Raw genomic sequence first — 21,656 nt, forward strand, 5'->3', positions numbered from 1 at the left:
GCAGTCACCGGCCCCGCCGTGCCGTACCATCAACTGTTAACACACCAACTGTAGACAGTTGACCACTGACAGACAGTTGACCACTGAGCGTGAGGACTAACGATGGCCGGAGCAACAGCCCCGCTTCTCGGACTGGAAAAGAAGAGCCTCCGCGAGCAGGCGCTATCCGCCCTGCGCACGGCCATCACGAGCGGCGAGCTTGAGCCAGGGCGGCATCTGGTGGAGACCGAACTCTCCGACATGCTCCAGATCAGCCGCGGAACACTGCGCGAGGCCCTGCGTCAGCTGGAGCAGGAAGGACTGCTGTCGGCCGGACCGCGCGGCAGGCTGTCCGTGCGGCACCTGGACGGCAAGGAAATCCGGGACATCTTCGCCGTCCGGGCCGCGCTCGAATCGCTTGCGGTCCGGACGCTGTGTGAGTTGCCGGACCGGGCCTCCGTGATTACCTCCCTGCGCTCGGCCGTCGATGCCATGGCCGCGGCCGCCGAGGCCAGCCTGGAGGAACGGATTGAATCCGATCTGGAGTTCCACCGGACACTGTGCCGGCTCACCGGAAACGAGACCCTGCTGCACTCCTGGGAGTCGCTTGAGGGCTCCATTCGGATGTCCATCATGTTTGCCGGGATCGAGAGGGCCGTCAAGAACATGAGCGTGGACCGGCACCACGACATCGTCGCCGCGATCGAGACCGGCAACGCGACACTGGCCCGCACGACGGTCCTCGAGCACATGGACGTCGCCGCAGCCAACCTGGTGGCCTAAGCGGTCAGTAGTCCACGATCGCGCCGGCGGAGATGTTGACGGTCGCGTCCGTGATGGCTGCCGCCTTGTCCGAGACGATGAAGGATGCCACGTTACCGACATCCGCCAGCGTGGCCGTGCGGTTCAGGTGCGCGGCCCTGGCAATCTCCACCACGATCTCCTCGCGGCCTTCGGCCTGCCACGGGATGGTTTCGATAATGCCGCCGGTGACCATGGTGACCACCCTGATGCCGTGTTTTCCCAGTTCCAGGGCCCACTGCCGGCGCAGCCCCTCCATCGCGTCGAGCGCCACCTTGAAACCGCCCAGGCCGGGGATCGTCTGCGGGCCCGAGCCCCCGAACATGAGCACGACGCCGGAGCGCTGCTTGACCATGTAGGCGGCGGCCGCGCGGGTGGTCAGGAAGTGCGTCCGCGCGGCCAGGGTGATGGGCTGGGTGAAGTCATCCACATCAATTTCCATGAGTGGCTGCTGGACGTCGCCGAACGAGATCACGTTGAAGGAGATGTCGATCCTCTTGGTCTTCTTCGCCACCCGGCTTACGAAGGCATCCACCTGCTCTTCGTCCAGGGCGTCGACGACGGCGGTTTCGGCTGTGCCGCCCGCCTCGCGAATGTCATTGGCAACTTTTTCCAGCCGTGATTCCGTCCTGCCGGCAATGTGCACCGTGGCGCCGTCGGCCGCGAAAGCCCTTGCCACCGCCCCGCCGACCGCTCCGCCGCCGCCGTAGATCAGGGCGGTCTTGCCGTGAAGCAAGCCGCTTTCAGGAATCCCGATGTTCACCATGGTCGCCTGCCTTGTGCCGCGGAGTACGTGAATTCCCTCAACTATGTTCTTGCGGCGGGCCGGTGGCAAGAGGACCGGGAGCAGCGCGGCCTTAGCTTCTTGGCGGCCCCCCGGGTCCGGCGGCTGGTCCAGTCTCGGCGGATCCGGGCCCGACGGGTCCGGCAGGCCCGGCGGCGGGTCCGGGTCCGACCGCGGGGCCCGGTCCAGGTCCGGGTCCGACCGCGGGGCCGGGTCCGGCGGGTCCGGCGTATGTAGGCACCGGCAGCTCGCCCGGATCGACCGGACCCATATCGAGGTGGAACGGCGGATATTCGTCGCGCATGAGGGCGACGTAGGCCATGACGCGGTGGATCCAGCGGTTCAGGCCGAGCAGGAGGTCGAAGAGCCCCTGCCGGTATTGGCCCGTGAATAACAGGATCACGCCGGCAATGAGGACCAGCAGCCCCAAGAGGGAGATGCCCACCCCATGCTGCACCCACTCGCCGTTCCGGTACTCCCACGTCCTCGCGGTCCCCGTCAGCAGGCTGATAATCAGCAGCTGCGGAATGGCCAGCAGCCACGATTTCACCAGCACCAGGCCGCGGGACAGCCGTTCGGGATAGTCGACGTCGAAGTCCGCCGGGTAATCGGTACGGGCCAGCGTGAAGGGGGGATAGACGTCCGTGCCGATCGCGCTGAAGGCGTAGAAGGCCACGCGCCAGTTCCAGCGGATCACGCCGACGTTGAAATTGAACAGCGAGCGCGGGTAGCGCCCCGTGAACAGGATCGCGAACCACGCCACGATCGTGACCACTCCGAAGGCGAACCAGAGGATGAACAGGACGAAGTAGTGCGGGATGGCCAGGAACCACTTCACGAGCCACTTCCACCGTGACAGGTTCGGGTCGAGGTAGCCGTGGAGGCGGGCGGGGTAGACGTATGGGGTCGTCGCACGCGGCGCCACCGGATACGGAGTCCCCGGCGGGGCAGCGTAGGCCGCTATGGCACCCGGCGGGGCAGCACTGTTCTGCTGGCCCGGGGTGGCCCTGGGCGGGTAGGGACCCGCGGGATACGGCTGACCGGGCTGGCCCGGCAGGTAGCCGGGAGGGACACCGCTGCCCGTCCCGCCTTTGCCCGGGCCGCCACGGCCGAGTCCAACGGCGCCCAGCACGATCAGGGGCACCCCGATCAGCAGCATCACAAGGCCGCCGACCAGCAGACCAATGAACACCGGCAGGAGCAGATCGGTGCGCGCCCCTGCCTGCAGATTCACGCTGACCGGAGAGGTCGCGTCGGCATTCATGACCACCACTGCCCAGGCTCCGGAGCGGAGGTCCCAGGTCAGTTCCTGTTCCCCCGGGCCCGTGGCAGTCGCGGCCCAGAAGGTCTGCTGTGCCGGATTGGAAGGGATTTGGGAACCGGCCACTTCGCGGTACTGCGCGTGGAAGGGGTTGAACCTGACGTCGACGATTTCGGTGCGCCGGACACCGGCCAGGTACGTCGCGACGTCGGCCCGCGGGGCAATTCCGATGAAGATTTCCTTGCCGGGATCGGTGGAGGAACCGCGGAGCAGCACGCTGCCCGCAAAGTCCACTGGAACGCCGCCGTCCACCCCGCCGCCGGTCATGAGGTCCAGACGGGGGGTCGTTAGCGCGTAGGAATTGCCTGAAAATGGCGCCGACGGCGTGATGAAGTACCTGCCGTCGCGTTGCTGGTAGTTGACCCAGCCCGCAAAGCCGGCGCCCGCCAACAATCCCAAACCGACCAGCGCGCACAGCGAGCCGATCACCAGCATGACAATCCGGCCTGCTTTCATGGCCGCCGTCCTTTCAGATGGTCCGTTTGCCACGCCCGGCCGGGCGTGGCTTCCGGAAGCTGGCGGCCCGGGCCGCTACGGCCCGAGCGAAATCACGAACGGCTTGGCTTCGGCGATGATGCCGGCACCGCCCGCGTGGAGGACAACGAACGCTTTCATGCCGTGATGACGACTTTGAGGGCCTTCGTCTCCGCGGCGCGGGCGAAAGTGTCGTACGCCTCCATGAACTCGTCAAAGGTGAAGTGGTGGGTGGCGAAACTGTCCGCGGGGATTTTTTGCTGTGCCACGAGCTTGAGCAGCATGGGGGTGGTGTTGGTGTTGACCAGTCCCATGCTGATGTTGATGTTCCGGATCCAGAGGTCTTCGACGTGCAGTTCCACGGCTTTGCCGTGCACGCCCACGTTGGCGACGGTGCCACCGGGACGCACGATGTCGGTGCACATCGTGAAGGTCGCCGGGACGCCGACGGCCTCGATCGCCACGTCGACGCCCTGTCCGTCGGTCAGCAGCATGAGCTGCTCCTTCCAGTCGGCATCGGAAGAGAGGACCACATCGGTGGCGCCGAATTCGCGGGATTTCTCAAGCCGGTTCGCGTCGAGGTCGACGGCGATGATCGTCGCGGCGCCGTAGAGGCCGGCCGTGGAGATCGCGGCAAGTCCCACGGGGCCGGCGCCGATGACGGCGACCGTGTCGCCGGGCTTGACCCGGCCGTACTGCACGCCGATCTCAAAGCCGGTGGGGAGGATGTCGGAGAGCATGACGGCCTGTTGGTCGCTGACCCCCTCAGGCAGGAGGTGCAGGGAGTTCTCGGCGTAGGGGACGCGGACGAACTCGGCCTGCGTGCCGTCGATCAGATGTCCGAAAACCCAGCCGATGCCAGAGGTTCCCTCCTCCCCCAGGCAGTGCGAGTACAGACCTGTCTTGCAGTTGGCACAGTGCCCGCAGGACTTGATGCACGAAATGATGACGCGGTCCCCGACCTTGAGGCTGGTCACGGACGCGCCGATCTCCGTGATGGTGCCGACCCCTTCGTGGCCCAGGATGCGGCCCTTGGCCACCGCGGGAACGTCGCCTTTGAGGATGTGCAGATCGGTCCCGCAGATGGTGGTGGTGTCCACTTTGACGATCACATCGCTGGGATTCTGGATTGTGGGATCGGGGACCTCGGTCCACGATTTCTCCCCGGGACCGCCATAGACGAGGGCTTTCATACGTGCTCCTTGGTTTTGAGGATGACCAGCGGGTCCACGAGGCGCAGACGGCACGGAGTCTCCGTGCCGTCGATCCCCGAATACAGCAACGAGGCGCGGGCACGCTCACGGAGTTCCTCGATCGCGGCGGCCGACACCCTGGCATGGGCGAGGTCGAGCACGAGTTCGAACCCGGGAAGCTTGGTCGTGACGCGGCGGCAAACGACATACAGTGCCCGCACGTTGGCTACGGTCACCACACCATGCACCTCGATCCGAGCTGTTTCGGCGTCGGCGTTCAGGCGGATGAGCACCTTGAGTTTAGGGTCCCCCGAATGGTGATGGATACTCATGTAGCCGTGGTCTCCTGCCTTTTCCTGCGGAAGCCGGAAAGTGCAAAACGCCATTTCCTTCCCCAATTCGCGGTGAGACCCGTGCCGTATTGCGTGAAGGGTTCTTCGCTCAACACGGCCCCCAACTGGCCGTGCAGCAACCTCCCCACACACACTCAGCTTGGGGGGCGCTCGTGGCGGGGGTAAGGGGCGAAAGTCCCGTGTGCGCCTTTTGGGTCCTGCGCCGTGGCACGCCTAGCCTTGTTCTATGTCTGATCCGCTCGATCCCTGCCCCGCCCCGGATCTCGTGCTGGCCTCCGTGCGGCACCCCGGGGAGGAAATATGCCTCGACGTTCATCTTCGCGCCGGGGTGGTGTCGGCGATCATCCCGTCGCGCCGGGACTCGCGTGCGCTCCCCGCTGCAACCCGGGTGGTGGACCTGGACGGCCGCTACGTCATTCCTGGGCTGTGGGACGAGCATGTCCACATGACGCAGTGGGCGCTGGCTTCCAACCGGCTTGACCTCTCCGGTGCCGGTTCGGCGCGCGAGGCGGCCGCCGTCGTCGGGGCCCATATGGCCGGGGACACTGGCGCCGGGGCCGGAAACGTCGCCGGCGCTCCGGGTCCCGTCCAGACGCTGGTGGGCGTCGGTTTCCGCGATGCCATCTGGCCGGACCTGCCCAGCCTGGACCTCCTGGACGGCGTGACGCGCGGCCGGCCGACGGCGCTGATCAGCCACGACCTCCACTGTGTCTGGCTCAACTCCGCAGCCGCCCAACAGTACGGCGTGCCGGTGGATGCGGGCGGGCTGCTCCGGGAAGAACCGGCGTTCGACCTGACCCGGGAGCTCGCCCAGCTGCCGGATGCGGTGGTGGACCCCTGGGTCCGGCAGGCAGGTCATGCTGCGGCCGCGCGGGGCGTGGTCGGGATCGTGGACTTCGAGATGACATGGAACCCCGACGCCTGGCTGCGGAGGATCTCCGGCGGCTTCGCGGCCCTGCGGGTTGAGGCGGGCGTCTATCCGCAGGATCTGGACCGGGCCGTGGCCGAGGGACTGCGGACAGGTTTGGCGGTGGCCGGCGCCGGCGGGCTCCTGAGCGTGGGCCCCTTGAAGGTGTTGATCGACGGCTCGCTCAATACCCGCACAGCGTACTGCGTTGACCCGTATCCGAACGGCGGCCACGGGCTGCTGACCGTGAGCGAGGCGGAGCTGCTCGCCCTGCTGGTCCGGGCCCGGCAGGCAGGTTTTGTGCCGGCGGTCCACGCGATTGGCGACGCGGCCAACCAAGTCGCCTTGGATGCGTTTGAGGCTGCGGGCCTCGCCGGACGGGTGGAGCATGCCCAGTTTGTCCGGAGCGAGGACTTCGCCCGCTTCGGCCGGTTGGGCGTGACCGCGAGCGTCCAGCCTGCGCATGCCCTCGATGACCGGGACGCCGCCGAGGCGAACTGGCCGGGGCGCACGGACCGGTCCTTCCCGCTCCGTTCATTGCTGGCCGCCGGGGCGACTCTCGCCTTGGGCTCGGACGCTCCGGTCGCCCCGCTGGACCCGTGGATTGCCATGTCCGCCGCCACGGCGCGGGCCCGGATGGATGGCCGCGGGCCATGGCATGCCGAGCAGGCCCTCACGCGGCAGGAGGCCCTCACGGCCTCGTCCCGCGGCCGCGGCCGTCTCCGGGTTGGGGACCCCGCCGATATCGCAGTGCTCGACGGCGACCCGCTGACAGTGTCGGATGCGGAGTTTGCGGCGACGCCGGTGGCGGCCACGTTGGTGGCTGGACGATTCACGTACGGCGGCTAAGCACCTTTGACGCGCGCCTGGACCAAGTTGGCGTACGGCAGGCGGCCGTATTCTTCGACGAATGCGGCATGGTACCGGGCTTCGGCCGCGTTGAGTTGCTCAACGGGCAACTCTTTCCACGCGATGATCAGGGACCCGGGCACCGCGAGCTGCCAGATGAGCCGGCCGTCCCAGTGGCCCGGCGGCTTGCCTTCGCCGAAGTCGACAAATTCCTGGATTTGCCGGCGCAGTCCGCGGTTGCCCTGGCTTCCGGGGCCGGCTTTTCCCACGAAGAGGACATCGGCGCCGTCCACCCATTCGGCGTCGAGAGCTTCCGTCTTCAGCGTGGGGTTCTTCTTCTTGAAGATGCCGGCGGTGCTCTTGGCCAGGAACTGCGGCCGGAAGCCCTCGGGCCGCAGCACCGCGAAGATCCCGGGCTTCTGCGGGATCCGGTTGATGTCAAGGTCCTGGAGCGGCCGGAAACCGGTGAATCCGTCCTGTTTCAGCGACTGTGTGTTGATGGGCATGGGTTCCTTGGATCGGGGCTCGTGGCGTTCCTTTGAAGCTTACGGAAGAAGCTCACTCACTGAAGTCCGGGCTCAGCCGCGGATGAAGGTGCCCAGCCCGGTCTGATCGTAGAAATCAAGCCTGACGCTCGACGCCTTGCCGCCTCCGGCCGCGGCGCCCGCGCCAGGGGCGTCCGCGCCGGGGGCGAAGATTGCCCCGGCAAGACCGTTGGCGTTCTCGCCGATGGATTCAAAGCTGAAGGTGTCGCCGTCGAAATGAGTGAGCGGGAACTTGGTGGTCCTGCCGGCCGGGCCCAGCTCAAGGGTCAGCACGCCGTTCTCCACTGCGACGGTGAGCGGGCCGTAGTAGGAGTTCGCGTAACTGCCGGCGTAGAAATCGTTGCCCTGCGCCGGTTTCGCCTGGGCCGGCGCCCTGGAATAGTCGACTTTTGGCTTCTCCGCCTCATCGATTTTCTGGAAGACGCCCGAGGTGAATCCGATCCAGTCCACTGTCGGGGCGCCGTTCTGGGCCGTGTCCAGGAATGCGGCGCAGATGGCTTCGGGGATGCCCTGCGGCCGGCCATTGGTCAGGGCCACAATGCCCAGCTGCTCGCCGGGGAGCAGTGAGACGGCGGTCGCGGCACCAAGGTTGAAGGCTCCCGAGTGCCCGAGCATGAGCCGGGCGTGGTCGTCGTAGGAGACGTTCCAGCCCAAGCCGTAGAAGCGCGTGCGGGCGCCCGGCGTCGCCGGTGGGCCCGAGACGGCGTGCGGGACATGCGTGACGCCTAGCGCGTCCGGGTCGATAACCTCGCTTCCCTCAAAGCTGCCGTTGGCGAGCTGCAGGCGGATCCAGCGGGCCAGGTCGCGCACGGAGGAGCTGGCCCCGCCGGCGGGTGCTTCGGCGTCGGCATCCCGGGTGTACTTGGCCACCCAGGTCTTGTTACCGGCGGGGACGTGGATCAGGGCCTTGTTCGTCGCCTTTTGGTAGTCCGCGTAGCGATAGCTCGTGGAGGTCATGCCCAGGGGCTTGAACAAGACTTCTTCGGCGAGGTCTGCCCAGGGTTTGTTCATGGCATCGGCGACAGCCTGTGCACCAGCCGTGTAGCCGAAGTTGCTGTAGTTGTAGCTCGACCGGAATGAGTCCAGCGGCTGCTGGTTGAGGTGGCTGAGAATATAGGACTGGTCGAATCCGAGGTCTTCCAACAGATCGCCCGCCCCCGTGCTGAGGCCGCCTTGATGTGACAACAGGTCGGCCACCGTGGCGTTCCGCGTGACGTAGGGGTCTTTCAGGGCGAAGCCGGGGGTGTGGTTGATCACTGGTTCCGTCCAGGAGATGACCTTGCGGCCCACGGCCACGGCCGCCACCGTGGAGGCCAAGGGTTTGGACACCGAGGCCACTTGGAAGACGGTGTCGGCGTCCACTGTCTCCGGCCTGCCCGATTCCCGCACGCCGAAGCCCTTGGCGTACACCATTTGGTCCTTGTAGACCACGGCCACCGCGACGCCGGGAACACCAGTACTTTCCATCACGCCCTGGACCATCCCATCCAGCTTTGCCAAGGCGACGTTGACCTTCTCCTGGTCCAGGAGCGGCTTGACCTGCGGTTCCGGCGCCGGAAGCAGCGACGGAGACGGCGTACCGGAAGTGCCAGGGGCACTACTTCCGGCACCGCCGGGGACACTTTGGGCCGTGCAGGCGGCCAGCAGCGGCATGCCCGCTATACCCGCGGCCCCGACGCCGACCGCTCTAAGTAGCGAGCGGCGGTCCGAAGGCAGCGAGCCGATCCTCGTCGCGATAGATTCCCTCTGGTTCATGGACAATCCTCCGCCCGATTCCGCCCTGTCTGATCCCGAATGGGGCTCAGCGCTAACGCCCTCTCCCATGATGGACCCGGGCCGGTGTTTGAGACAGGGGCGGGGCGGCCGGGTGGGGGTCTTCGGACGCCGGGAACTCGCGGCCGCACGTCCACTACCGCCAACGAATCCCACCCGCTAGCCTCGCGGCCTCCTCTGGTTGCCCCTATTAATGTCCGCCCCCCCGGAGGAGACTCGATTCATGGACGGCAATCAGGAGCCCGAAGTGGTTCCGGCGGGACACGGCGACGGCGGCCTCGGCCGCGCCGGGGGCCGCGCGGGCGCCGGCGGGCGGGGTCCCGGAGTCTGTCATGCCGCCATCGGCGTGGTGACCACTCGTTGGTCCCCGCGGTCTGTCCGCCCGCCTCGGCCTCCCGTTAGTGTCGTACCCTCGGAGGAGACTGGGTTCATGGACGGCAATCAGGGGCCCGAAGTGGTTCCGGCGGGACACGGCAACGGCGGCCCCAGCGGCGCCCGATCCTTCGCCGCCGCAGCCGGCCTTCTGGGCGCCGGACCGGGCGCCGTGGACACGGCCGTCGCGGACGTGGAGGGCCTGGCGGGCCTGCTGGCCGCCATCCGCCCGGGCACGGACAGTGCCGGGATCATCGACGAGATCCGGGACCTGGAAGACCTGAAGTCCGCCATGGCAGCCCGGCAGGCCCGGCTCGCCGTGGCCTTCGACCTGCTCCAGCGCCGCGCCCAGGCCGCCGCCGGGGTCCCGGCGGAGAAGCTCGGCGCCGGGATCGGCGCGCAACTCGCCCTCGCCCGGCGCGAATCCCCGCTCCGTGATCCAGCGCGCCGCGCACGCCGCCAGCGAGCGGCACGTCAGCCTCCGCCCGGCCCCCGACACCATGTGCCACCTCACCGCCCTGCTGCCCGTGACCGCCGGCGTCACCGTCCACAAGGCACTGAGCGGGCACGCCGACACCCTCCGCGCGGCCGGAGACAGCCGCACCCGCGGGCAGCTCATGGCCGATGCCCTGGTCGAACGCACCACCGGAACCCCCGGCGGGATCAGCGGCGTCGAAATCCAGCTCGTCATGACCGACCGCACCCTCTTCCAGGGAGACTCCGAACCCGCCCGGCTCCCCGGCTACGGCACCGTCCCCGCCGGCTGGGCCCGCACCCTCATCAACCCGGCCCCGGGCAGGGCACACAGCGGCGAGGGCGGCACTCCCCCGGGACACAGTGGTCCCCCTGGGCCCGGCGCCGCGGCCCCGAACACGGACACAAACGTTGACGGCCAATCCGGCGGTTCCCCTCAACCCGATGACCCCGCGTTCACCCTCTGGCTCCGCCGGCTCTATACCCACCCCGGCACCGGAGAGCTCATCGCCATGGACTCCCGCGCCCGGCTCTTCCCGCCCGGACTGCGCCGCTTCATCCAGGCCAGGGACGACACCTGCCGCACCCCCTACTGCGACGCACCCATCCGCCACCTGGACCACATCATTCCCTGGCACCACGGAGGAGAAACAACCAGCACCAACGGCGCCGGACTCTGCGAAGCCTGCAACCACACCAAAGAAGCCCCCGGCTGGAAAGCACGCCCCAGCCCTGAAGCCGAACCCGGCAACGGCAGAAGCAGCAGGCACACCCTCGAACTCACCACCCCCACCGGCCACACCTACCACTCCACCGCGCCACCGCTGCCGGGAACGACGCTTCAGCCATCAGCCGCAGAACAGCCAGGGTCCCAGCCGGGCTCCCGCCACCGCCGCCAGCTCCGGCACCAAGCCAAAACGCTCAGGCGTGGAAAGCTCAAGGTTGGGGCTGCGGCATAGGGATCAGCCTGCTGGCTGCCGTGCAGGCTCGAACTAATACTGGCTCGGCCTCGGGGCACAGTTACCGCGCGACCGGCCGCTATTCTAAGCACTCGATTCGCGGCTCTTGCCCGGGGCTCCCCCCCACGCTTCATCGCATCGAGCAGTTCGGCGGCAAAGAAAAGCGCCCGCCCACCTAAGCGGCGGCGGACGTCAGGCCTGCAGGTACCTTCGCGATCTCGCTAAGAGACGGCTCGGACACTTCCATGTCCCGAACAACCCGGAGTCATCAGATGGTTACCTGCAGGCGCTTTAAGCCTACGCCCGCCTCACGGCCGTCACCAGAGGGCCATTGACTCTGGGCAAACCCCGGCCGAATAGGTCCCGGCCGAAACACCCCCTGCCGCGAAAGCGTAGAGTGGAGGAAGCCGCCTGATTCTGGACGCCAAGTGCTGAGGGAGAAATCGTGACGATTGACTGGGACGAAAAGAAGACCCTGCTGCAGGAGCCGAACATCGCCGCGGTGACGCAGCTGTGCGACGAACTCATGGAAAAGAAGCCTGGATCCGTGGTCCCGTACATCGACCCCATCCATGACGAGGACGAATGCCGGATCGTCAGCCTGCATGTCAGCCCCGGCAAGGGCACCGAATCGGGCTTTGTCTCGCACTTCAACGACGATGAAGCCGCCCGCCGCGCCACCTCCATTTACGAGGCCGCAGAGCTGGACCCCCGCTATGTGATGCCGTGGAACGCCTACCCGTGGATCCGCGATCCGGAGGCGTCCTCGGCCCTGAACGTCCAGGAGAAGACAGACGGCCTGCGGCCCTTCCGCCAGTTCCTCAAGATCAACAAGCGCGTCTCGGCCGTTATTGCGCACGGCGCGGACGCCCACTCTTTCCTGACGCTTTTCGAGAAGACGTACCATTCCTCGCTGAAGAACCATGGTGTCAAGATCTACAAGGCCACCGCACTTGGCGGCCGCGCCTTCGCAGTGTCCCCGGCCAAGCAGGAAGAACTGCTCGCCAAAAACGTTGAGGTCTACAAAGACGCCATGCAGCGGGCGGGCATCCAGCACCTCTGAGGCTCCACCCGGCGGCATCCGTCAGCAGCACCTGGCCCAGACGCAAGCCGAGCCGGCACCAACGGCATCACGCGGCCAGCAGCCTGCGCCGGTGCTTGAGTTCCTTGACCCAGTCGCGGGTGACCATCGCTGAAAACGGCGAGGCGCCGTCGTCGGTCATGGAGCGGAACGCCGTGCCCGCCTGAAGGTCCGCCAGCAGCGGTTCCGAGGCCTTCAACGCCAGTTCCAGCACCTGGACGGCGGCACGTTCGGTCAGCCCCATCCCCGCGGCCCAGCCCAGGAAATGCTTCCGGGAAATCCCTGTCCGCTTGCCGTCCAGGGTCAGGGCGAGTGTCTTGTCCCCGTAGACAACCGTGGACGGGATGTCGTATACCGGCGCGATTGACCACTCCCCGGCCGGCTGCTGCACCATGGAAACGTTCTTCGCGTGCAGGTCACCGTTGCCCGTCAGCCACGCAAATGCCGCCTGGAGGGCCAAATTCCGCACCGCGGGCAGCGGCGCCGCACAATACGCCGCAAGCGCATGGCACACCTGCCCGTATCCCACGTTGTACTTGTCTGCCGGGTAAAGGCCCAGCACCTGCGCACCGTCCTCGACGGCGAGCCGCTGCACCGCCCCCGGCGACCCGGCCGCCGCTTTAGGCCCAGACACACCGGCGACTGGCACACGGTCGAAGCGTTCCACGAGCAACCCGGGCCGCCCGGCGACGTCGCGGATCAGCTGGACCCGGCTCAGGGGGATCCGCAGCCGCGCCGCGTACCGGAACATCGCGAACTCGTTTTCGACGACGTGCGGGAACTCGGGCGCGTTGAGTTTGAGGATGTACCGCCGGCCTGCGCTGGCCACCGGCATGGAGATCATTCCAGCGGACAGCTTGTCCTGCACGCCCGCCAGGGCCACCGGGTCGATCAGCCCGGAGTCGCCCAGCAGGGCCTCGAAATCCACGGGCGTTCCGGGGTCAAGCTCGACGGCGTGCTCGTCCGGGTCGAGCTTCTCGCCGTGGCCAACGATTTGCACGTCACCCACCGGGTTGGCACCGGCAGCGATGAGCAGTGACAGCTCATCGTCCACGCTGGTCTTGATGGAACGGCGCAACGCATTCAGCCGCCGGCCCTCCGGCAGAAGCCCGGTGAAATACGGCGGGGCGGCCCCCGCCGCGGACAGGACGGGTTCCGGAGTCAGCGGCAAGGAGCTCGCGACGGCGGGGCCCCCGGACGCCAGATAGGCCGGCAGATAGCTGAACCTGGTGCCGCCGTCGTGCCGTTCCAGCCGCGCCGCCAGCACACCTGCCTTGTAGATGTCCGCGATGCGGTGCCTCATGGCCGGGCTTCCGGGCCGTCCCGCAGTTCTCCGTCGGACCGCAGGCCGGCCACCGGCCCGGCGAGGGCCCGGGCTGCGGCGCTGGTCCGGGTCTGGACCCGGAGTTCCAGCCCCAGCGTATCCAGGAGCGCCAGCAGGGAGTCCAGCTGCACCGTGCGTTTGCCCTGTTCGACGAACCGGACGAAGCGCTCCGAGACTCCGGCCAGTTCGGCCAGCTCACGCTGGCTCAGCCGGAGCGACCCGCGCCGGGCACGGGCTTCGGCAGCGAGTTCGCCCGGAAATGCGTTCCCCATGGCCACCTCCGTTGATCAAGCCACGTCCCAGTGACCTGCGCTGCAGACAAACGCGATAGGTACGAACGTGCCGCTTTGCGGTCAATTTCAGTATAGACCGGGCCGTGACGCCTGCACAGGGAAATAACGGCACGTTCGTACCGGTGCCGTGGCTGGCGGGGGGCAACTTGCCGGCGATCGAAGGCACCCGCCGTCACAGCCCGGCTGGCGCGGCCCTGCTGCGACAGGTTGGGCGGTTCTGCCGCGCGCGAGCCTAGCGGTTCGCAATGGCCCGTAAGATTTAAGGGACTTAAGCGAAAACCAGACCCCACGGAATCCGGAAAGGACTGCACACGATGACGCGCGCTCCCTTCCGGCTGTTCCGCACCGGCCTGATCGGATCCATCATCCTGGCGCTGGCAGCCGGCGGCCACCTGGCCGGCGGCGGACGGCTGCCCGAGCCGGCGATCGTGACGGCGCTATGTGCCGTGGCGATGATCCCCGTGGCCGTTCTGACCCGCGTCCGACTGTCCTTCCCTGCCCTGGCCGGCCTGCTCGGCATAGGGCAGTTGTGGCTGCACTGGTCCTTCGGCACACTGTCCTCAGGGGCGCCCGCGTCCCTCCAGGCGCGGATGGCCGAGGGCCATCCGGGCCATTCGACGGCAGCCATGGCCCCGGCGATGCCCGACCCTTCCATGGCGGGTTCCGCCGCCGACATGGGCGGTGCCATGTTCGCCGCACACGCGTTGGCAACGCTCGGCACGGCACTGCTGCTCGCCCACAGCGAGCGTGCCCTGTCCGCACTTGCTTCCTGGCTGCGCCCCCTCGTGCAACTACCCCAGCCCTCCGCCGCCATGCCCCTGCGCGTGCCGGGCCCCTGCGCGGTCAACCTGGTCCTCCCCAAAGCCCGGGTTGGCCTCCGCCTGCCGACCAGGCGCGGCCCGCCGGAACCGTCGCCCGCCGCCTGGCATTAATCCCTTTCACCTACGGACGGGGACAGCAGGCGGCCACCCGCTGCTACCGCCGGCCGGACACCCCACCGGACGGCCCCCACCGAAGATCCGTCAGTGAAAGGCCCCCTTGCCATGAAATCCTCCCTTCGCCGTACCCTCAAGACCGCCGCCGCCGCTGCGATGACCGCCGGCCTGCTCGCCGCCGGCGCAGCAGCGGCCTCCGCCCACGTCCACGTCGACACCGATGAGCCGGCCGCGGGCGGCTACAGCCACCTGACGTTCAATGTCCCCAGCGAGTCCGACTCGGCCAAGACCAGCAAACTCGAAGTCACGCTGCCCACGGACACCCCGTTCACCTCGGTGTCGGTGAAGCCCGTCGAGGGCTGGAAGGCCGTCATCACCACGAGCGAACTGCCAAAGCCGATCACGATCGCCGGCGCCACGGTCACCAAGGCCCCGAGTTCCGTGGTCTGGACCGCTGACGAGGCCCACCAGATCGGACCGGACGAGTACCAGTCATTCTCACTGTCCGTCGGCGTCATGCCGGACGCTGGAACCACCGTGACACTGCCGACGGCCCAGACCTACACCGATGGAACCGTCGTGAAGTGGGACGAGAAGACGGTCGAGGGACAGGCCGAACCCGAGCACCCGGCACCCTCCTTCGTGACGACAGCGAAGGACGCCGACGCCCACGGCGCAGCCGTCCCCGCCGCAGCCACGACGGCGGCACCGGCAGCGGCAGCGGCGGCGAGCACGACCAGTGACGACGGATCCGCCGCCGGCTGGATCGGGCTGGCCGCAGGCCTGGCCGGACTGGCCGCGGGCGTCACGGCACTGGTCCGCACCCGCCCGTCCAAGGCCCAGTAATCCCGGCAAATAGCCCGGATACAAACCCAGGCAAGTAGCCCGCCGCCGGACCTCCGGCCCGAGCGGCGACGGCGGCCCCGTACACCCCGGGGCCGCCGTCACACTTGACACCCCGGTGTGATCCCTGCCATGTTTTAAAGCGTGAACCTGTCAGACAGCCGGACAGCAGGACGGCCTTTGGCTCGCCTCAGCGCCGCCGAAGCCGTCTTCAACGTCCTCCGCGCCGAAATCGAATCCGGCAAGCTCGGCGTCGGCGCCAAGCTGAACTCCGAGGCCACCCTTGCCCAGCAGTACGGCGTGAGCCGATCCGTGGTCCGCGAGGCCTTGCGCTCCTGCACCGCCCTTGGCCTGACGGTCACCAGGACCGGACGGGGCACGTTCGTCGTCGCCAACCGCGTGGCCAAGGACCTGGTCCTGGGCCAATACTCGGCCCGCGACCTCACGGAGGCACGCCCCCATATCGAAGTTCCTGCCGCCGGGCTGGCAGCAGAACGCCGTTCGGCCGAGGAGCTGGCAACGCTGCGCGACATCGTTGCCGCGATGAGCGGCGAGGACGACCCCGAAGTGTGGGTGGGCCTGGACTCCAGCTTCCACGCGTTGATCGCGCGGGCCAGCCGGAACAAGGTCTTCGAAAACGTCGTCGCCGACATCCGGGACGCCCTCGCCCACCAGTCCGAGACCCTGAACATGGTGGCGGACCGCCAGCACGCGTCCGACGAGGAGCACCGGCGCATCCTGGCCGCGATCGAAGCCGGCGACGCGGCGACGGCCCGCATCGCCATGAGCCAGCATCTGCACGCCGTTGGCATTGCCCTCGACTCGATCCTCAACGCCTGACGTCAGGCTCCTGGTGCCGCGAGCAATGCCGTCAGCAATGGGTCAGCACCAACGAAGCCAGCACCAACAGCGTGACCAGCCACCACAGCCGCATCGATCCACCGACAAAGGACGCAATGACTTCCCCTGCCCTTGCCAACACCCCGACCCCGCTGGCCCCGGAGCGGCTGCCGCAGCACGTCCCGCTGGCGGTCCAGACCCGGGACGGTCTGGTCGAGAGTGTCCACTACGGCTCGGTCATCGCCACCGCAGCGGACGGCCAGATCCTTTTGACTGCCGGGGAGCCCCTTGCCCCGTTCTACCCGCGGTCCGCCCTGAAGCCCCTGCAGGCCGTGGCCATGGTCCGCGCCGGGCTGGACCTCCCGGACGAACTCCTCGCCCTCGCCGCCGCCAGCCATTCCGGCGCAGCCAGCCACCGTGAGGGCGCCCGGCGCATCCTGGACCTGCACGGCCTGACGCCCGCGGACCTCGAGAACAGCACCGACCTCCCCTACGGCGCCCGCGAGCGCGAAGACTGGCTCGGCGGCGGCGGCCAGGCCACCCAACTGACCCAGAACTGTTCCGGAAAGCATGCCGCCATGGCGGCCACCTGCGTCATCAACGGCTGGCCGGTCCAGGGCTACCTGGACCCGGGGCACCCGCTGCAGCAGCTGGTGGCCCGGACCGTGGCGGACCTGACCGGCGAGGTCCCCCAGCGCACCACCACCGACGGCTGCGGCACCCCGCTCTTTGCGCTCACGCTGCACGGCATGGCCCGTGCCTTCGGTCAGCTGGCGGCGGCTGCCGCGGGCGGATCCGGCGAAGCGGAAGCCGTCGTCGGCCGCGCCATGCGCCGCCACCCCGAGATGGTTGCGGGCGAGGATCGGGACGTCACCGCGCTGATGCGCCTGGTCCCCGGCCTGCTTGCCAAGGACGGATTCGAGGGCGTCCAGCTGGTGGGCCTCCCGGACGGCCGCGCCCTTGCCGTGAAGGTCTCCGACGGCGGTGACCGCGCCCGGATGCCCGTCACCGTCCGGGTCCTGGCCGCGCTCGGCGTCGACACCTCCCCCTTGGCGCGCCTCGCCGCCACCCCAGTCCTGGGCGGCGGCCGGCCCGTCGGGCTGCTGCAGGCCACCGATTTCCTCGCAGTCCCCAAGATCTCCCCCGCCCCCGACGCCCTTTAAGGACCGCCATGACCTCGCTCGACGAACGCGCAGAATTCCGCTCCGAACACGACCTCCTGGGTGACCGGGACGTTCCCGCCGACGCCTACTGGGGCGTCCACACCCTCCGGGCCGTGGAGAACTTCCCCATCACCGGCCAGCCGCTGTCCTCCAACATGCACCTGGTCCGCGGGCTGGCCGCCGTGAAACTCGCCGCCGCCCGCACCAACCACGAGCTCGGACTGCTCGACGCCGGGCGCGCCGCCGCCATCGAGGAAGCCTGCACCGAGGTCATGAACGGCAAACTCAGCGAGCAATTCGTCGTCGACGTCATCCAGGGCGGCGCCGGGACCTCCTCGAACATGAACGCCAACGAGGTCATCGCCAACCGGGCCCTGGAAATCCTCGGGCACCCGAAGGGCGACTACGCCCGGCTGCACCCCAACGACCACGTCAACCTCAGCCAGTCCACCAACGACGTCTACCCCACAGCGGTCAAGCTCGGCACGATCTTCGCGGCCCGGGAACTGCTCCAGGCCCTCACCGAACTCGAAGACGCCTTTGCCGCCAAAGCCCTCGAGTTCCGCACGGTGGTGAAGATGGGCCGCACCCAGCTCCAGGACGCCGTCCCCATGACGCTCGGCCAGGAATTCGGCACCTACGCCGTCACGATCGGCGAGGACCGGCTCCGCCTGGCCGAAGCCGACCTGCTGATCCACGAAATCAACCTCGGCGCCACCGCGATCGGCACGGGCCTCAACGCCCCCGCCGGGTACGCCGAGGCCGCCTGCCGGCACCTGGCCGAGATCACGGGCCTGCCGCTGATCACCGCAGTGGACCTGATCGAGGCCACGCAGGACGTCGGCGCCTTCGTGCACCTCTCCGGCGTACTCAAGCGCGTCGCCGTGAAACTCTCCAAGATCTGCAACGACCTCCGGCTGCTCTCCTCCGGCCCGCGGGCCGGCTTCGGCGAGATCAACCTCCCCGCGGTGCAGTCCGGCTCCTCGATCATGCCCGGCAAGATCAACCCGGTCATCCCGGAAGTGGTCAGCCAGGTGGCCTACGAGGTGATCGGCAACGACGTCACCATCACCATGGCCGCCGAGGCCGGCCAGCTCCAGCTCAACGCCTTCGAACCCATCATCGTCCACAGCCTCCACAAGAGCATCTCCCACTTGGAAGCCGCCTGCCGCACCCTCACGGCCCGCTGCGTCCGGGGCATCACCGCCAACACCGAACACCTCCGCCTCACCGTGGAACAATCCATCGGCCTCGTCACCGCCCTGAACCCGCAACTCGGCTACGCCACGGCCACGGCCATCGCCCAGGAAGCCCTCGCCACCGGCAAAGGCGTCGCGGAACTCGTGCTCGAACACGGCCTGCTCACCGCCGAGCAGCTCGCCAGCCTCCTCAGCCCGCAACGCCTGGCCAACCTGAGCAAGTAGCGCACCTCCGAACCCCGAAGGACCCCCATGACTTCTCCTGACACTGCCCGCGCCCAAAATCAGCCCGCCCAACAACAGCAGTCCCAGCAGCAGACGGTCTCCGACCACACCATTCCGGCACACGCCCACGCCACGGAGGCCGCGCTCCACGCCGAGGACCAGGGCTATCACAAGGGCCTCAAACCCCGGCAGGTCCAGATGATCGCGATCGGCGGCGCCATCGGTACCGGCCTGTTCATGGGTGCCGGCGGCCGGCTCGCCACCGCCGGACCGGCCCTGATCATCAGCTATGCCGTCTGCGGGTTCTTCGCCTTCATGATCCTGCGCGCTCTCGGCGAACTCGTGATGCACCGGCCGTCGTCGGGCTCCTTCGTCTCCTACGCCCGCGAATTCTTCGGCGAGAAGGCCGCGTTCGTCACCGGCTGGCTGTACTGGCTGAACTGGGCCATGACCGCGATCGTGGACATCACCGCCGTCGCGCTGTACATGAACTTCTTCAAGAAGTACTGGGCGCCCATCGCGGACGTGCCGCAGTGGGCGTGGGCGCTGGCCGCCCTGATCCTGGTCCTGGGCCTGAACCTGATCAGCGTGAAGGTGTTCGGCGAGCTGGAATTCTGGTTCGCGCTCATCAAGGTCGTGGCGCTCGTGTCCTTCCTTCTCGTCGGCATCTACTTCGTCATCTTCGGCACGCCCGTGGCCGGCCAGGAGGTCGGTTTCAGCCTCATCGCGGACAACGGCGGCATGTTCCCCCACGGCCTCCTGCCGGCCATCGTGGTGATGCAGGGCGTCGTCTTCGCCTACGCCTCGATCGAACTGATCGGCACCGCCGCCGGCGAGACCGAAAACCCCGAGAAGATCATGCCGCGGGCCATCAACACGGTGATCGTGCGCATCGCGGTGTTCTACGTCGGCTCGCTCGTGCTGCTCTCCCTGTTGCTGCCCTACAGCTCCTACAAGGCCGGCGAAAGCCCCTTCGTGACGTTCTTCGGCTCCATTGGGGTGGACGGCGTGGACGCCATCATGAACCTCGTGGTCCTCACCGCGGCGCTGTCCTCGCTCAACGCGGGCCTCTACTCCACCGGACGGATCATGCGTTCAATGTCCATTTCCGGTTCTGCTCCGAAATTCGCGGCCCGGATGAACAAGTCCGGCGTCCCCTACGGCGGCATCGCCCTCACGGCCGCCGTGGCTGTCCTGGGCGTGATCCTGAACGCCTTGGTGCCGGCCGAGGCCTTCGAGATCGTCCTGAACGTCGCATCGCTGGGCATCATCAGCACGTGGGCCATGATCGTCCTGTGCCAGATGCAGCTGGCCCGTCTCGCGGCCCGCGGGGAACTGCTTCGGCCCGCGTTCCGCATGCCGGGCGCACCCGTGACGGGCTGGATCACCCTGGCCTTTCTGCTGGCGGTGCTGGTCCTCATGGCATTCGATTCGCCCGTAGGAACGTGGACCATCGCCTCCCTCGTGGTCATCGTCCCGCTCCTGATGCTCGGCTGGCGCCTCTGCCGGCACCGCATCCTGGAAATCGCGGCCTCCGCGTAACGCAACGTCCCCGCAACCTCTCGTGCACGCGGTTCGCATATGCTCAGCGGAGGACTCAACATGGCTCAGCGACGAACCACCCGGGAGACAGCTCATGACCAATTGGCGAATCAGGGATTTCCATTCGGCCGACCTCGACGGCATCCTGCACCTCTGGGAGTCGCTCAAAGAATCAAATGTCGAGCCCGTCTACGCGCTCTCGGAGGTCCTGGCCTCGTGCGAGAAGGACCACGCCGTCGTCGCGGTGCAGGGCGAACAGGTGGTGGGCGCCGCCGTCGGACGGGCCGCCCATGACCAGGGCTGGATCGTTTTCCTGGCCACGTTGCCCGAATTCCGGGGCCGCGGGATCGGCACCTCGCTGCTGGCCGCGGTCGAGAACCGGATGGCACCGCACGGGCTTAATAAACTTTCGGCCCTGATGCCGGAATCCGAAACCCGGGTGGAGGCCTTCCTGGGCCGCGGCTTCGCGCTGAAGAAGAACCTGCGCTACTTCGAACGGAAAATCCCGGTCCAGCGCCAGGAACTGGAACCCCTGAGCCTGCTGGGCGGCCGCATCCTGGCCCGTGACCTGTGGGAGAACGTGGCCGGCATGCGCCTCGAAAAGGAGCTCCTGGAACGCCGGCTGGTCCTTCCGCTCGCCGAAGCTGACCTCGCCGACGAATACGGTGTAGTGCCGCCGCGGGCCGTCGTCCTGTTTGGTCCGCCCGGTACCGGCAAGACGACCTTCGCCAAGGCGATCGCGTCCCGGCTTGAGTGGCCGTTTGTGGAGGTCTTCCCCTCCCGGCTGGCCGCCGATCCGAAGGGACTGGCCGGGGCGCTGCGCGAGACGTTCCTGGAAATCGCCGAACTGGAGCACGCTGTGGTCTTCATCGACGAAGTCGAGGAGATCGCCGCGCAGCGCTCGGGCGAACCGCCCTCTCCCCTGCAGGGCGTCACGAACGAGCTCCTGAAAATCATCCCCGCCTTCCGCGAACAGCCCGGCCGGCTCCTGGTCTGCGCCACCAACTTCATCCGTGCCCTGGATTCGGCGTTCCTGCGCCATGGCCGGTTCGATTACGTCATCCCGATCGGCCTGCCGGACCGGCAGGCCCGCGAGGCCATGTGGCAGCGCTTCATCCCCGTTGCCGTCGTGGACGACGTCGACGTCGAGCTCCTGGTGGACCGCACCGAGGGCTTCTCCCCCGCGGACATTGAGTACGCGGCCCGCAGCGCCTCCCAGCGGGCTCTCGAAAAAGCGGTGTACGACGACGGCGGCGCAGCGTCCGGGGGCGATCCCGCCTCCCGCGCGGCTGTCCGGAAGGGCCCCTCGACCCAGGACTACCTCGATGCCATCCGCGACACCCGGACCACGGTCAGCGATGAGGTGCACCAGGACTTCCTCGAGGACATCGACGCCCTGGGCCGGGTGTAGAAGCTGTGTAGCTGAG

Annotated in this window: 19 protein-coding genes and 1 pseudogene; 11 read left to right on the forward strand and 9 right to left on the reverse strand. The window is 67.9% G+C overall.

The genetic code is table 11. The annotated features are described in order from the left end of the window. Nucleotides 1-102 precede the first annotated feature (102 nt). On the forward strand, nucleotides 103-762 hold the full coding sequence (locus tag ABH915_RS00185; protein WP_018776075.1) for a GntR family transcriptional regulator: 660 nt from the start codon (nucleotides 103-105) through the stop codon (nucleotides 760-762). 4 nt (nucleotides 763-766) lie between these two features. Here ABH915_RS00185 and ABH915_RS00190 read toward each other — a convergent pair whose 3' ends face one another. The 4 genes from ABH915_RS00190 to ABH915_RS00205 form a co-directional block, all read right to left on the reverse strand. Continuing rightward, nucleotides 767-1,546 carry an SDR family NAD(P)-dependent oxidoreductase gene (locus ABH915_RS00190; protein WP_018776074.1) on the reverse strand — a complete coding sequence of 260 codons (780 nt, stop codon included), beginning with the start codon at nucleotides 1,544-1,546 and terminating at the stop codon, nucleotides 767-769. A gap of 91 nt (nucleotides 1,547-1,637) precedes the next feature. Further along, on the reverse strand, nucleotides 1,638-3,341 hold the full coding sequence (locus ABH915_RS00195; protein WP_370116458.1) for a DUF4389 domain-containing protein: 1,704 nt from the start codon (nucleotides 3,339-3,341) through the stop codon (nucleotides 1,638-1,640). A gap of 155 nt (nucleotides 3,342-3,496) precedes the next feature. After that, nucleotides 3,497-4,552, reverse strand: a complete 1,056-nt coding sequence (locus ABH915_RS00200) for a zinc-dependent alcohol dehydrogenase family protein (protein WP_018776072.1) — start codon at nucleotides 4,550-4,552, stop codon at nucleotides 3,497-3,499. Then, nucleotides 4,549-4,884 carry a hypothetical protein gene (locus tag ABH915_RS00205; RefSeq protein ID WP_026266881.1) on the reverse strand — a complete coding sequence of 112 codons (336 nt, stop codon included), beginning with the start codon at nucleotides 4,882-4,884 and terminating at the stop codon, nucleotides 4,549-4,551. Before ABH915_RS00205 ends, ABH915_RS00200 begins: the two co-directional genes overlap by 4 nt. A gap of 247 nt (nucleotides 4,885-5,131) precedes the next feature. On the opposite strand from ABH915_RS00205, the gene ABH915_RS00210 reads away from it, so the two are divergent. Beyond that, nucleotides 5,132-6,661, forward strand: coding sequence for an amidohydrolase (locus tag ABH915_RS00210; protein WP_370116462.1), 1,530 nt, complete (start codon nucleotides 5,132-5,134; stop codon nucleotides 6,659-6,661). Here the strand turns inward: ABH915_RS00210 and ABH915_RS00215 are convergent. From ABH915_RS00215 to ABH915_RS00225, 3 genes are all read right to left on the reverse strand, one after another. Next, on the reverse strand, nucleotides 6,658-7,167 hold the full coding sequence (locus tag ABH915_RS00215) for a hypothetical protein (RefSeq protein ID WP_370116465.1): 510 nt from the start codon (nucleotides 7,165-7,167) through the stop codon (nucleotides 6,658-6,660). The genes ABH915_RS00210 and ABH915_RS00215 overlap by 4 nt on opposite strands. Nucleotides 7,168-7,239: 72 nt before the next feature. After that, complete coding sequence (locus ABH915_RS00220; RefSeq protein ID WP_370116468.1) at nucleotides 7,240-8,961, reverse strand: serine hydrolase; 1,722 nt, start codon at nucleotides 8,959-8,961, stop codon at nucleotides 7,240-7,242. 208 nt (nucleotides 8,962-9,169) lie between these two features. Beyond that, nucleotides 9,170-9,313: a hypothetical protein gene (locus ABH915_RS00225; protein WP_370116471.1), complete on the reverse strand. Its 144-nt coding sequence runs from the start codon at nucleotides 9,311-9,313 to the stop codon at nucleotides 9,170-9,172. A gap of 96 nt (nucleotides 9,314-9,409) precedes the next feature. Between ABH915_RS00225 and ABH915_RS00230 the strand changes: the two are divergent. After that, a pseudogene (locus tag ABH915_RS00230) lies at nucleotides 9,410-10,784 on the forward strand (HNH endonuclease). A gap of 445 nt (nucleotides 10,785-11,229) precedes the next feature. Then, nucleotides 11,230-11,847, forward strand: coding sequence for a uracil-DNA glycosylase (locus tag ABH915_RS00235; RefSeq protein ID WP_018776064.1), 618 nt, complete (start codon nucleotides 11,230-11,232; stop codon nucleotides 11,845-11,847). A 67-nt stretch (nucleotides 11,848-11,914) separates the two neighbouring features. On the opposite strand, the gene ABH915_RS00240 is transcribed toward ABH915_RS00235, so the two are convergent. Further along, the gene (locus ABH915_RS00240) at nucleotides 11,915-13,168 is read right to left on the reverse strand and encodes a type II toxin-antitoxin system HipA family toxin (RefSeq protein ID WP_370116474.1); all 1,254 of its coding nucleotides are present in this window, start codon (nucleotides 13,166-13,168) and stop codon (nucleotides 11,915-11,917) included. After that, the gene (locus ABH915_RS00245; protein WP_370116477.1) at nucleotides 13,165-13,461 is read right to left on the reverse strand and encodes a type II toxin-antitoxin system Y4mF family antitoxin; all 297 of its coding nucleotides are present in this window, start codon (nucleotides 13,459-13,461) and stop codon (nucleotides 13,165-13,167) included. Before ABH915_RS00245 ends, ABH915_RS00240 begins: the two co-directional genes overlap by 4 nt. 335 nt (nucleotides 13,462-13,796) lie before the next feature. On the opposite strand from ABH915_RS00245, the gene ABH915_RS00250 reads away from it, so the two are divergent. The 7 genes from ABH915_RS00250 to ABH915_RS00280 all read left to right on the forward strand — a co-directional run bounded on the left by ABH915_RS00250 (nucleotide 13,797) and on the right by ABH915_RS00280 (nucleotide 21,640). Continuing rightward, nucleotides 13,797-14,414 carry a hypothetical protein gene (locus ABH915_RS00250; protein ID WP_370116480.1) on the forward strand — a complete coding sequence of 206 codons (618 nt, stop codon included), beginning with the start codon at nucleotides 13,797-13,799 and terminating at the stop codon, nucleotides 14,412-14,414. 111 nt (nucleotides 14,415-14,525) lie between these two features. Next, nucleotides 14,526-15,263: a YcnI family protein gene (locus ABH915_RS00255; RefSeq protein WP_370116483.1), complete on the forward strand. Its 738-nt coding sequence runs from the start codon at nucleotides 14,526-14,528 to the stop codon at nucleotides 15,261-15,263. Between the two features lie 141 nt (nucleotides 15,264-15,404). Further along, nucleotides 15,405-16,100, forward strand: coding sequence for a FadR/GntR family transcriptional regulator (locus ABH915_RS00260; protein WP_370116486.1), 696 nt, complete (start codon nucleotides 15,405-15,407; stop codon nucleotides 16,098-16,100). Between the two features lie 116 nt (nucleotides 16,101-16,216). Beyond that, nucleotides 16,217-17,263, forward strand: a complete 1,047-nt coding sequence (locus tag ABH915_RS00265) for an asparaginase (RefSeq protein WP_370116489.1) — start codon at nucleotides 16,217-16,219, stop codon at nucleotides 17,261-17,263. A gap of 8 nt (nucleotides 17,264-17,271) precedes the next feature. After that, a complete protein-coding gene (locus ABH915_RS00270; RefSeq protein WP_370116492.1) occupies nucleotides 17,272-18,687 on the forward strand; it encodes an aspartate ammonia-lyase in 1,416 nt (471 codons plus the stop codon). 27 nt (nucleotides 18,688-18,714) lie between these two features. Beyond that, nucleotides 18,715-20,229 (forward strand): amino acid permease, encoded by a 1,515-nt coding sequence (locus ABH915_RS00275; RefSeq protein ID WP_370116495.1) that lies wholly within the window; start codon nucleotides 18,715-18,717, stop codon nucleotides 20,227-20,229. 94 nt (nucleotides 20,230-20,323) lie between these two features. Beyond that, a complete protein-coding gene (locus tag ABH915_RS00280) occupies nucleotides 20,324-21,640 on the forward strand; it encodes an ATP-binding protein (RefSeq protein ID WP_026537917.1) in 1,317 nt (438 codons plus the stop codon). Nucleotides 21,641-21,656 lie beyond the last annotated feature (16 nt).

The organism is Arthrobacter sp. MW3 TE3886 (assembly GCF_041262145.1).
Classification (GTDB): Bacteria; Actinomycetota; Actinomycetes; order Actinomycetales; family Micrococcaceae; genus Arthrobacter.